Genomic DNA, 13,177 nt, shown 5'->3' with positions numbered 1-13,177 from the left:
ACTACTAGGAGAGTATGATAGTAGCGATAGATGACTATGCTAGTTTCGGTATATATCATCGAGCTTTCGCAAGCAATTAGCGAAAGCTATATTTTTCTAATGAGATGTTTGTGAAAAGAGTAAAAATGCATTGAGCGTATCGCGATTCATTTTCACTTTTATTTGTAAGGGAGGGACGGACGAGGAGTCCTAGTAGTTATGGAGAAAAATTGGTATGTTGTTCATACGTATTCAGGGTATGAAAACCGTGTAAAAGCAAACCTAGAGAAACGTGTAGAAACAATGGGAATGCAAGATAAAATCTTCCGTGTGATTGTTCCTGAGCATGAAGAAACAGAAATGAAAGATGGAAAAAAACGTACAATGATGCGTAAAGTTTTCCCTGGTTATGTGTTAGTAGAGTTAATCATGACAGATGACTCTTGGTATGTAGTTCGAAATACGCCTGGTGTTACAGGCTTTATCGGTTCATCAGGTGGAGGAGCAAAACCAACACCGTTATTACCAGAAGAAGCAGATCGTTTACTGCAACAAATGGGTATGACTGATAAAGTTGTAGAAGTGGACATTACTGTTGGTGAAGCAGTAGAAGTATTAGAAGGGCCGTTTGCTCATTTCCAAGGGCGTGTTGAAGAAATTGACACGGAAAAAGGTAAAATTAAAGTGACGGTTGATATGTTTGGTCGCGAAACAATTATGGAGCTAGATTTCGAACAAGTTCAAAAATTATAGTTCTACCAATAGAATATTACATGCTAATTGGTAGATGTTTCGCAGATTTTGTTAATTACTACTTGCTTAAAAAAATTAAAAGTGGTATCATTTCATAGGTCAGACTGTCATACTTTTGTTTGACGTCTGTAATGATAATTTTAATGTTATCGGCACTTAGCTGACAGACAGATATTGAGTGGGAGGGGCAACCCAATTACCACATCACGGACTTAAGGAGGTGTGTCTCGTGGCTAAAAAAGTTATTAAAGTCGTAAAACTTCAAATCCCTGCTGGTAAAGCTAACCCAGCTCCACCGGTTGGTCCTGCATTAGGTCAAGCGGGTGTGAACATCATGGGATTCTGTAAAGAATTCAATGCGCGTACTGCTGATCAAGCTGGTCTTATTATTCCAGTTGAAATTTCAGTATTCGAGGATCGTTCTTTCACTTTCATTACAAAAACTCCACCTGCAGCAGTTCTACTTAAAGTAGCAGCTGGTATCCAATCTGGATCTGGTGAACCAAACCGTAAAAAAGTGGCAACGGTTAAACGTGATAAAGTTCGCGAAATCGCTGAAACTAAAATGCCAGACCTTAACGCTGCTTCAGTAGAAGCTGCTATGTTAATGGTTGAAGGTACTGCACGAAGCATGGGTATTGTTATCGAAGACTAATCCCATTTACTTGATGTTTTGTTTTTTGGAAGGTTGCGAAGTTTCTTTGTGAACACGCAACCTTTATTCGTGGGAGGTAAAATCCGCTATAACCACAATCAAGGAGGAAATATATAATGGCTAAAAAAGGTAAAAAACTGCAAGATGCAGCGAAATTAATTGATCGTAACGCACTATACACTGCACAAGAAGCAATCGAACTTGCTCAAAAAACTAGCACAGTAAACTTCGACGCTACTGTAGAAGTTGCTTTCCGCTTAGGTATTGATACTCGTAAAAACGACCAACAAATCCGTGGTGCAGTAGTGCTACCAAACGGTACTGGTAAAACTCAACGCGTATTAGTATTTGCAAAAGGTGAAAAACTTAAAGAAGCTGAAGCAGCTGGTGCTGACTATGTAGGCGATGCAGAATACATCCAAAAAATCCAACAAGGTTGGTTTGACTTCGATGTAATCGTAGCAACTCCTGACATGATGGGCGAAGTTGGTAAACTTGGTCGTGTATTAGGACCTAAAGGTTTAATGCCAAACCCTAAAACTGGTACAGTTACTTTTGATGTAACAAAAGCAATTGAAGAAATCAAAGCTGGTAAAGTAGAATACCGTGCTGATAAAGCTGGTATTATCCACGCTCCTATCGGTAAAGTTTCTTTCTCAGCAGAAAAATTAGTAGAAAACTTCTTAGCTGTTTTTGATGTAGTTCAAAAAGCAAAACCTGCTGCAGCTAAAGGTACTTACATGAAATCTGTAAATGTTACAACTACAATGGGTCCAGCGGTTAAAATTGACGCTTCTAACGTAGTAGTAAAATAATTTATATATATGTATTGACGATAGCAGCTATACGTGATACTATAGTTGCTGTTGTGAATTATCCATTTGTACCGTAGACAGTAGGAGTGACTTGTCACTTAATGTTCCTACCGAGGACATCGGAATTCAGATTCTTATTTAAAGATGATGACTTTCAGCCTCTGTGTCTATTTGACTCGGAGGCTTTTCTTTTGTCGGTATAAATGACCCATTCTAATAGGAGGTGTCATCATGAGCAAAGCAATCGAAAACAAACAAGTACAAGTTCAAGAGATTACTGAAAAATTCCAAGGCGCTGCTTCTGTAGTAGTTGTGGATTACCGTGGTCTTAATGTTGCACAAGTAACAGAGCTTCGTAAACAACTTCGTGAAGCTGGCGTTGAGTTCAAAGTTTACAAAAACACTTTAACTCGTCGTGCTGCTGAAGCTGCTGGCCTTGAAGGAATCAACGACGTATTAGTTGGTCCTAACGCAATTGCGTTCTCAAATGAAGATGTTGTAGCGCCTGCTAAAATCATCAACGAGTTCGCTAAGAAAAACGAGGCTTTAGAAATTAAAGCTGGTATTATTGAAGGTACTATCTCTTCTGTTGAAGATGTTAAAGCACTTGCAGAACTTCCATCACGCGAAGGTCTACTTTCTATGCTTTTATCTGTACTTCAAGCTCCAGTGCGTAACTTCGCACTTGCAACAAAAGCTGTTGCAGAACAAAAAGAAGAACAAGGCGCGTAATTTAGTACGCACTGAAACTTCTGCGGCCTGATCGCAAAAAAATAAAACATTATCCAATTAGGAGGAAATTATAATGAATAAAGAGCAAATCTTAGAAGCTATCAAAGCTATGACAGTTCTTGAATTAAACGATTTAGTAAAAGCTATCGAAGAAGAATTCGGTGTAACAGCTGCTGCTCCAGTAGCAGTAGTTGCTGGTGGTGCTGCTGCAGCTGAAGAAAAAACTGAATTTGACGTAGTATTAGCATCTGCTGGTGCAGAAAAAATCAAAGTAATCAAAGTGGTTCGTGAAATCACTGGTTTAGGTCTTAAAGAAGCTAAAGAAGTAGTAGATAACGCTCCTAAAGCTCTTAAAGAAGGCGTTTCTAAAGATGAAGCTGAAGAAATCAAAGCTAAACTTGAAGAAGTTGGCGCATCTGTAGAAGTTAAGTAATCTCGCGTTACTTTTTAACAAAAGGAAAGCTCGTCATTTTGGCGAGCTTTTTTCTTCATTCTGAGGAGGCGTGAAAATGTCAGATCACTATTATACAAGTAAGCCTCAAACTGAAAGTAAACCACGTCACTGGACATTCAAGTTACTAGGGTATACGTTTTCATTTGAAACGGATGCAGGTGTATTTAGTAAAAGCGAAGTAGATTTTGGATCCCGTGTTTTAATAGACGCTTTTCAAATGCCTGATATTGATGGTGCGATTTTTGATGTAGGTTGTGGATATGGTCCGATAGGGTTATCAATTGCCAAAACTAATCCAGACCGTACCGTTTTTATGATGGATATTAATGAACGTGCAGTTGCGCTTTCGCAAAAAAATGCGCAAGTGAACGGTGTTCAAAATGTGCGAATATTTGTGAGTGACGGCCTATCGATGGTTGATAAAGATGTAGATGCAGCAGCTATCTTAACGAATCCACCAATTCGTGCGGGGAAGGAAACGATTTTCCGCTTTTACGATGGAGCTTACGATCGGCTAGTGTCTTCGGGTGAACTCTGGGTAGTCATTCAGAAGAAACAAGGAGCGCCATCGACAGTAAGTTACTTAGAAGAAAAGTTTTCAGAAGTCGATGTAGTAGAAAAGAAAAAAGGGTACTGGATAGTACGCGCAAAAAAATAAATGAAATATGTATAATTTATTGACTTGACAAATCGGCTATGATAATATGATACAATGCAAAAATATTATTTTGAGGTCGTATGCCCTTTTTGTATAGAATTGTTTTAATATGGGTATACTTGCCAAGATAAGTTTAGTTAACCGAAAATGAGATCTTTTTGAAGACTCGTTTTCTTTTTGTCTTTCGAAATCATACACTATTTGTATGATTTTGCAAAGACCTAATATCGCTTTATTGAGGGGTGAATGAGTTGACAGGTCAACTAGTTCAGTACGGACAACACCGCCAGCGTAGAAGCTTTGCGCGTATTAAAGAGGTGCTTGAGCTTCCAAATCTGATTGAGATTCAAACGGCGTCTTACGAGTGGTTCCTTGAAGAAGGTTTACGTGAAATGTTCCGTGACATTTCGCCGATCGAGGACTTTACAGGTAATCTTTCATTAGAATTCATCGATTATTCATTAGGTGAGCCTAAATATGATGTTGATGAGTGTAAAGAGCGAGATGTTACTTACGCAGCTCCATTACGTGTGAAAGTACGTCTTTACAACAAAGAAACAGACGAAGTGAAAGAACAAGATGTCTTCATGGGTGATTTCCCGTTAATGACAGAAACAGGTACGTTCATTATCAACGGTGCTGAACGTGTTATCGTTTCACAATTAGTTCGTTCACCAAGTGTGTATTTCCATGATAAAACTGATAAAAACGGTAAAAAAGGTTTTGGAGCTACAGTTATTCCAAACCGCGGTGCTTGGTTAGAGTATGAAACTGATGCAAAAGACGTAGTTTATGTGCGAATTGATCGTACTCGTAAGCTACCAGTAACAGTGTTACTGCGTGCATTAGGTTTCGGTTCAGATCAAGAAATTATCGATATTATCGGTGATAACGAGTATCTACGTAATACGTTAGAAAAAGATAACTCTGAAAGTACAGAAAAAGCACTTTTAGAAATCTACGAACGTTTACGTCCAGGTGAGCCACCAACAGTAGAAAGTGCGAAGAGTTTATTATACTCTCGTTTCTTCGATGCTAAACGTTATGATTTAGCGAATGTTGGTCGCTACAAAATGAATAAAAAGCTTCACATTAAAAATCGTTTATTCAACCAAACGATTGCTGAAACGCTTGTAGATCCAGAAACAGGCGAAATTTTAGTAGAAAAAGGTACAGTACTAGATCGTCGTACTTTAGATAAAATTCTACCTTACCTAGAAGATTCATCAAAAGGTATTGGTTATCGCACTTTATCACAAGTCGGTGGAGTGCTTGAAGATGATGTAACTATCCAATCTATTAAGATTTATGCTCCAAAAGATGAAGCGCAAAAAGAAATTAATATCATTGGTAATGCGTACATTGATGAAGAAGTGAAGAATATTACTCCTGCTGATGTTTTATCTTCAGTAAGCTATTTCTTCAACTTACTTTACCAAGTAGGAGCAACGGATGATATTGACCATTTAGGTAACCGTCGCCTACGTTCTGTTGGTGAGTTACTACAAAACCAATTCCGTATCGGTTTGTCTCGTATGGAACGTGTAGTACGTGAGCGTATGTCAATTAACGATACAGCTGCGATCGTACCACAGCAATTAATCAATATCCGTCCAGTGATTGCGTCAATTAAAGAGTTCTTCGGAAGCTCTCAATTATCACAATTCATGGACCAAACAAACCCATTAGCAGAGTTAACGCATAAACGTCGTCTATCTGCATTAGGTCCTGGTGGTTTAACGCGTGAGCGCGCTGGTTTCGAAGTACGTGACGTTCACTATTCTCACTATGGTCGTATGTGTCCAATCGAGACACCAGAGGGTCCAAACATTGGGTTAATCAACTCATTATCTTCATTTGCCAAAGTAAATAAATTTGGTTTCATTGAGACACCTTATCGTCGTATTGACCACGAAACAGGTCGAGTAACGGAGCAAATTGATTATTTAACAGCTGATGAAGAAGATAACTACTATGTAGCACAAGCAAATTCACCGTTAAATCCAGATGGTACTTTTGCTAATGATGAAGTAGTAGGTCGTTTCCGTGGGGATAACACGGTATTCAATAAAGCGCAAATGGACTACATGGACGTATCTCCTAAACAAGTTGTCTCTGCAGCGACTGCGTGTATCCCGTTCTTAGAAAACGATGACTCGAACCGTGCACTTATGGGTGCCAACATGCAACGTCAAGCAGTTCCACTTCTTAACCCAGAAGCACCATTCGTTGGTACTGGTATGGAACATGTTGATGCGCGTGATTCTGGTGCAGCTGTAGTAGCGAAGTATGATGGTATTGTTGAGCACGTTGAAGCTCGCTCTATCCATGTTCGCCGCATTGAAGTTGTAGACGGCAAAGAGGTTAAAGGCGATTTAACAAAATATAAATTACAAAAGTTCATTCGTTCTAACCAAGGTACTTCTTATAACCAACGTCCACTTGTAAAAGTAGGCGAACGTGTGAAACCTCGTGATATTTTAGCAGATGGTCCATCAATGGAAAAAGGCGAACTAGCTCTTGGACGTAACGTACTGGTTGCATTCATGACTTGGAACGGCTTTAACTATGAGGATGCTGTTATTATGAGTGAGCGCCTTGTAAAAGACGATGTCTATACATCTGTTCATATTGAAGAATATGAATCAGAATCTCGTGATACAAAGCTTGGACCAGAAGAAATCACTCGTGATATTCCAAACGTCGGAGAAGATGCACTTCGTAACCTAGACGAACGTGGTATTATCCGTATTGGTGCGGAAGTACGTGACGGTGATATTCTTGTAGGGAAAGTAACGCCTAAAGGGGTTACAGAATTAACTGCTGAAGAGCGTTTATTACATGCAATCTTCGGTGAAAAGGCTCGTGAGGTTCGTGATACTTCATTACGTGTACCACACGGTGCTGGCGGTATCATTCTTGATGTTAAAGTATTTAACCGTGAAGATGGCGATGAATTACCACCAGGTGTTAACCAATTAGTTCGTGCTTACATTGTTCAAAAACGTAAAATTCGTGTTGGGGACAAAATGGCCGGACGTCATGGTAACAAAGGGGTTATCTCTCGTATCTTACCAGAAGAAGATATGCCATTCATGCCAGATGGCACGCCTGTTGATATCATGTTAAATCCACTTGGTGTACCTTCTCGTATGAATATCGGACAAGTTTTAGAGTTACACTTAGGTATGGCTTCTCGTTACCTAGGCGTTCACATGGCAACACCAGTATTTGATGGTGCTAATGAAGAAGACGTTTGGGAAACGATGGAAGAAGCTGGAATGAACCGTGATGGTAAAACAATCCTGTATGATGGCCGTTCTGGTGAACCATTCGATAACCGTGTATCAGTTGGTATCATGTATATGATTAAACTTGCTCACATGGTTGATGATAAACTTCATGCACGTTCAACTGGTCCTTACTCACTTGTTACGCAACAACCACTTGGTGGTAAAGCGCAATTTGGTGGACAACGTTTTGGTGAGATGGAGGTATGGGCACTTGAAGCATATGGTGCTGCGTATACACTTCAAGAAATCTTAACGGTTAAATCCGATGACGTTGTTGGTCGTGTGAAAACATATGAAGCCATCGTTAAAGGTGAAAGTGTACCAGAGCCAGGTGTTCCTGAGTCATTCAAAGTATTGATTAAAGAACTTCAATCTCTTGGTATGGATGTTAAGATGTTAACAGTTAATGATGAAGAAGTAGAGCTTCGCGATTTAGACGAAGAAGACGATCTTCAGCCAGCTGATGCACTTAACATTGCACCACAGCCAGATACAGAAGAAGAGCCAGTAGAGTCTTTTGAATAATGGAAAACCAAATTCACAAATGTGAATAAGGTCAAACTTATTTTTCAAATTAGCCGGGCAGGATTTAACGCCCTGCCTGGCTTTTTCTTTTAATAAATCATTCTATTTTTAATCCTTTGCCAAAGAGGCAATCTTTGCAAACGATTATCGAGCTGCGTAAAAGAGTCTTTATAAAGACCTATACTAGAGGGAGGTAGGCTCCTTGATAGACGTTAATGAATTTGAATATATGAAAATTGGTTTAGCATCACCTGACAAGATTCGTTCTTGGTCATATGGAGAGGTTAAAAAACCTGAAACAATTAACTACCGTACACTAAAACCAGAAAAAGATGGTTTATTCTGTGAGCGTATTTTTGGTCCAACTAAGGACTGGGAGTGTCATTGTGGGAAATATAAACGCGTGCGCTATAAAGGCGTAGTTTGTGATCGCTGTGGTGTTGAAGTAACACGTGCTAAAGTTCGTCGTGAACGTATGGGACATATCGAATTAGCAGCACCAGTTTCTCATATCTGGTACTTCAAAGGTATTCCTAGCCGTATGGGTCTAATTTTAGATATGTCACCTCGTGCCCTTGAAGAAGTTATCTATTTCGCTTCATACGTTGTGATCGATGCAGGTGCTACTAATTTAGAAAGTAAACAATTACTTTCTGAAAAAGAGTATCGTGCATACCGTGAAAAATTCGGTAACACATTCGAAGCATCAATGGGTGCAGAAGCAATCAAAAAATTATTAGGTAAAATTGACCTAGAAGATGAAACACAATCTTTAAAAGAAGAGTTAAAATCTGCTCAAGGTCAAAGACGTACTCGTGCCATTAAACGTCTAGAAGTTGTTGAATCTTTCCGTAACTCAGGAAACTCACCTGAATGGATGATTCTAGATGTACTACCTGTTATTCCACCAGAGCTTCGCCCAATGGTGCAATTAGATGGTGGTCGTTTCGCGACTTCAGATTTAAACGATTTATACCGTCGTGTAATTAATCGTAATAACCGTTTAAAACGTTTATTAGACTTAGGTGCTCCAAGCATCATCGTACAAAATGAAAAACGTATGTTACAAGAAGCTGTTGACGCATTAATCGATAATGGTCGTCGCGGACGTCCTGTAACTGGTCCTGGTAACCGCCCGTTAAAATCACTTTCACATATGTTGAAAGGTAAACAAGGTCGTTTCCGTCAAAATCTACTTGGTAAACGTGTTGACTATTCTGGTCGTTCCGTTATCGTAGTAGGTCCAAACTTAAAAATGTACCAATGTGGTTTACCAAAAGAAATGGCTATCGAATTATTCAAGCCATTCGTTATGAAAGAATTGGTTGAGCGCGGCCTTGCTCATAACATTAAATCTGCTAAACGTAAAATTGAACGTTTAAATAACGACGTATGGGACGTTTTAGAAGATGTTATCCGTGAGCATCCAGTATTACTAAACCGTGCACCAACGCTTCACCGTCTTGGTATTCAAGCATTTGAACCAACACTAGTTGAGGGTCGTGCTATTCGTCTTCACCCATTAGTATGTACAGCCTACAACGCTGACTTCGATGGTGACCAAATGGCGGTTCACGTACCATTATCAGCAGAAGCTCAAGCTGAAGCTCGACTTTTAATGCTTGCTGCACAAAACATTCTGAATCCAAAAGACGGTAAACCTGTTGTAACACCTTCTCAAGATATGGTATTAGGAAACTACTACTTAACACTTGAACGTGAAGGCGCACGCGGTGAAGGTACTGTTTTCTATGGTCCAAATGAAGTTTTAATTGCATATGATACTGGACATGTACACTTGCATACACGTATCGCGATTAAAGCAAGCTCATTAAATAATCCAACATTCACTGAAGAACAAAATAATATGTTCTTATTAACAACTGTTGGTAAAGTAATCTTTAATGAAATCTTGCCAAAATCATTCCCTTATATTAATGAGCCAACTGATTTCAACTTAGAGCAAGTAACACCAGAAAAATACTTCGCTAAATTAACAATTGATGAAGAAACGCTTAAAGAGCTTGAATCAGATAGTGCTTATAATAACTTAGATGAAAAAGGGAAAATTGATGCACAACGTACAGCTGTATTGCGTAAATACTTTGCATCAGTACCAGTTGTAAATCCATTCCGTAAGAAATTCTTAGGAAATATCATTGCTGAAGTATTTAAACGTTTCCACATTACTGAAACATCTAAAATGCTTGACCGTATGAAAAACCTAGGTTTCAAATATTCAACACGTGCAGGTATTACTGTAGGTGTATCTGATATCGTGGTATTACCTGATAAAGGTGAAATTTTAGCAGAAGCTCAAGAGAAAGTAGATAAAGTTCAAGCGCAATTCCGTCGTGGTTTCATTACTGAGGATGAGCGTTATGATCGTGTAATCTCAAGCTGGAGTGCTGCAAAAGATGAAATTCAAGCGAAACTGATGAAGTCACTTGAGAAAACAAACCCAATTTTCATGATGTCTGATTCAGGTGCCCGTGGTAACGCATCTAACTTTACTCAGTTAGCTGGTATGCGTGGTCTGATGGCCAACCCGGCTGGTCGTATTATCGAACTTCCAATCAAATCTTCCTTCCGTGAAGGTTTAACAGTATTAGAGTACTTCATCTCGACACACGGTGCTCGTAAAGGTCTTGCCGATACAGCCCTAAAAACTGCCGATTCAGGTTACTTAACGCGTCGTCTTGTTGACGTTGCTCAAGATGTTATCGTCCGTGAAGATGACTGTGGTACTGACCGTGGCTTAACGATCGGTGCATTAATGGAAGGCACTGAATTAATCGAGGCTCTAGATGAACGTATTGTTGGTCGTCATACGAAGAAAACAATCTTCCACCCTGAAACTGGTGAAGTTATTCTTGCAAAAGACGGTTTAATCGATCAAGATATCGCTCGTGCAATTATCGATGCTGGTATTGAAGAAGTGACAATCCGTTCAGCATTTACATGTAATACAAAACACGGCGTTTGTAAAAAATGTTACGGCATGAACTTGGCGACAGGTGAGAAGGTTGAAGTTGGGGAAGCAGTTGGTATTATTGCTGCTCAATCAATCGGTGAACCAGGTACACAGTTAACAATGCGTACATTCCATACAGGTGGGGTTGCCGGAGACGATATTACACAAGGTCTTCCACGTATCCAAGAGATCTTTGAAGCACGTAATCCAAAAGGTCAATCTGTTATTTCAGAAATCGCTGGTACGGTTTCAGATATCACAGAAATTCGTGAAGGCTTAAAAGAAATTACAATTCAAGGTGACGTAGAAACTCGTAAGTATCAAGCACCTTATAACGCACGTTTGAAAGTTATCGAAGGTGATAATGTAGAACGTGGTCAAGTTTTAACAGAAGGTTCTATCGATCCAAAACAATTGCTAAAAGTCAAAGACGTTTCAACTGTTCAAGAATATTTATTAAAAGAAGTTCAAAAAGTATACCGTATGCAAGGGGTAGAAATTGGGGATAAACATATCGAGGTAATGGTTCGCCAAATGCTTCGTAAAGTTCGTGTAATTGAAGCTGGAGATACAGAATTACTGCCTGGCTCATTACTAGATATCCACCAATTCACAGAGGCAAACGTAGACGCTGTTATGAATGGCAAAAACCCTGCAACTTGTCGACCTGTTATCCTTGGTATTACAAAAGCTTCTCTTGAAACAGAATCATTCTTATCTGCAGCATCGTTCCAAGAAACAACACGTGTGTTAACAGATGCAGCAATTAAGGGTAAACGTGACGAGCTTCTTGGATTAAAAGAAAACGTAATTATTGGTAAACTTGTTCCTGCAGGTACTGGTATGCAACGTTATCGTCAAATCCGCATCGAAAAAGATGAGCTTGACACAGAAGTCGTTTCTGCTGAATAAACATTAAAATTAGGCCGAAGAGATGCATATTTTCATCATCTCTTCGGACTTTTTCAAGATATTAGTTGACAGTGTAAATGAGTAATGATAATATATTGAAGGTTGATAGTTAACTGTCTGTACTTCGGAGGATATGCAAATGTCTTATGATAAAGTAAGGGCTAGTCAAACAATCATAGGTACAAAGCAAGCAGTAAAAGCAATGCGAGCTGGTTCAGTGAAAGAACTTTTTGTGGCACTTGATGCAGACAATTGGGTAACCGATTCGGCCATATCTTTCGCGAGAGAAATCGGTATACCAGTTATTCTTGTCGAGTCCAAAAAGGAACTGGGCAAAGCCTGTGGAATCCATGTTGGAGCTGCGGTAGTTGCGATTACTGTAGAGTAGTTTTTGTGTAAAATGCACAAAGACTTTGTTTTTACCCAAAAAATGAACCACCTGGATGTGTGGTATTAAAAAAGAAGGAATGAAGGGAGGAAAAATCGATGCCTACAATTAACCAATTGGTACGTAAGCCTCGTAAATCTAAAATCACGAAATCAAATTCACCAGCGTTAAACAAAGGATATAACTCATTTAAAAAATCTTTAACTGATGTTAAATCTCCACAAAAACGTGGTGTTTGTACTCGTGTAGGTACAATGACGCCTAAAAAACCAAACTCAGCGTTACGTAAATACGCTCGTGTACGTTTAACTAACCAAATCGAGGTTACAGCGTACATTCCTGGTGAAGGCCACAACTTACAAGAGCACAGTGTTGTTCTTATCCGTGGCGGTCGTGTAAAAGACTTACCGGGTGTTCGTTACCATATCGTTCGTGGTGCTCTTGATACTGCTGGTGTAAACGGTCGTATGCAATCACGTTCTTTATACGGTACAAAACGCCCTAAAGAAAAAAAATAATTTAAATCCTACAATATATTTACTCAATGAAAGGAGGAAAACACATGCCTCGTAAAGGTCCTGTTTCCAAACGTGACGTGTTACCAGATCCAATTTATAATTCAAAACTAGTAACTCGTTTAATCAATAAAATGATGATTGATGGTAAAAGAGGTACTTCTCAAAAGATTTTATACGGTGCGTTCGAACTAGTTAAAGAACGTTCTGGTCAAGATCCAATCGAAGTATTCGAAGCTGCTCTAAATAACGTAATGCCAGTTCTTGAAGTACGTGCTCGCCGTGTTGGTGGTTCTAACTACCAAGTACCAGTTGAAGTACGCCCAGAACGTCGTACAACTTTAGGTCTTCGTTACCTAGTTAACTATTCTCGTCTTCGTGGTGAAAAAACTATGGAAGAGCGTTTAGCTAACGAAATCCTTGATGCTTCTAACAACACTGGTGCATCAGTTAAGAAACGTGAAGATATGCACAAAATGGCAGAAGCGAACAAAGCATTCGCTCACTACCGTTGGTAATCTAAA

General features: G+C 39.3%; 11 protein-coding genes and 1 other annotated feature. All 11 genes read left to right on the top strand.

The window, feature by feature from the left end:
• The first annotated feature begins 198 nt into the window (after positions 1–198).
• The 11 genes from nusG (at position 199) to rpsG (ending at position 13,171) form a co-directional block, all read left to right on the top strand.
• Positions 199–732, top strand: a complete 534-nt coding sequence (gene nusG, locus MHB39_RS22765) for a transcription termination/antitermination protein NusG (protein WP_004233590.1) — start codon at positions 199–201, stop codon at positions 730–732.
• Positions 733–961: 229 nt separating this feature from the next.
• Complete coding sequence (gene rplK, locus MHB39_RS22760) at positions 962–1,387, top strand: 50S ribosomal protein L11 (RefSeq protein ID WP_004233593.1); 426 nt, start codon at positions 962–964, stop codon at positions 1,385–1,387.
• A 116-nt stretch (positions 1,388–1,503) separates the two neighbouring features.
• Complete coding sequence (gene rplA, locus MHB39_RS22755; protein WP_004233594.1) at positions 1,504–2,202, top strand: 50S ribosomal protein L1; 699 nt, start codon at positions 1,504–1,506, stop codon at positions 2,200–2,202.
• 53 nt (positions 2,203–2,255) lie between these two features.
• Positions 2,256–2,401, top strand: a sequence feature (ribosomal protein L10 leader region).
• A gap of 32 nt (positions 2,402–2,433) precedes the next feature.
• A complete protein-coding gene (rplJ, locus tag MHB39_RS22750) occupies positions 2,434–2,934 on the top strand; it encodes a 50S ribosomal protein L10 (RefSeq protein WP_004233596.1) in 501 nt (166 codons plus the stop codon).
• Positions 2,935–3,007: 73 nt separating this feature from the next.
• Entirely contained in the window at positions 3,008–3,367 is a 360-nt protein-coding gene (gene rplL, locus MHB39_RS22745; protein WP_004233598.1) for a 50S ribosomal protein L7/L12, read from the top strand.
• Between the two features lie 76 nt (positions 3,368–3,443).
• The gene (locus tag MHB39_RS22740) at positions 3,444–4,046 is read left to right on the top strand and encodes a class I SAM-dependent methyltransferase (RefSeq protein WP_342545454.1); all 603 of its coding nucleotides are present in this window, start codon (positions 3,444–3,446) and stop codon (positions 4,044–4,046) included.
• 242 nt (positions 4,047–4,288) lie between these two features.
• Entirely contained in the window at positions 4,289–7,864 is a 3,576-nt protein-coding gene (rpoB, locus tag MHB39_RS22735) for a DNA-directed RNA polymerase subunit beta (RefSeq protein WP_176408505.1), read from the top strand.
• A 202-nt stretch (positions 7,865–8,066) separates the two neighbouring features.
• Complete coding sequence (gene rpoC / locus MHB39_RS22730) at positions 8,067–11,750, top strand: DNA-directed RNA polymerase subunit beta' (RefSeq protein WP_036077765.1); 3,684 nt, start codon at positions 8,067–8,069, stop codon at positions 11,748–11,750.
• Positions 11,751–11,889: 139 nt separating this feature from the next.
• Positions 11,890–12,138, top strand: a complete 249-nt coding sequence (locus MHB39_RS22725; protein WP_004233607.1) for a ribosomal L7Ae/L30e/S12e/Gadd45 family protein — start codon at positions 11,890–11,892, stop codon at positions 12,136–12,138.
• A 98-nt stretch (positions 12,139–12,236) separates the two neighbouring features.
• Positions 12,237–12,656 (top strand): 30S ribosomal protein S12, encoded by a 420-nt coding sequence (rpsL, locus tag MHB39_RS22720; RefSeq protein WP_004233609.1) that lies wholly within the window; start codon positions 12,237–12,239, stop codon positions 12,654–12,656.
• A 44-nt stretch (positions 12,657–12,700) separates the two neighbouring features.
• On the top strand, positions 12,701–13,171 hold the full coding sequence (rpsG, locus tag MHB39_RS22715; RefSeq protein ID WP_004233610.1) for a 30S ribosomal protein S7: 471 nt from the start codon (positions 12,701–12,703) through the stop codon (positions 13,169–13,171).
• Positions 13,172–13,177: the final 6 nt, after the last annotated feature.

Origin of the sequence: Lysinibacillus sp. FSL K6-4013, assembly GCF_038630435.1 — a bacterium.
GTDB lineage: Bacteria > Bacillota > Bacilli > Bacillales_A > Planococcaceae > Lysinibacillus > Lysinibacillus boronitolerans.
Note: the sequence above shows the minus strand (reverse complement) of the source record. Positions and strands in the feature narration are given on the sequence as shown.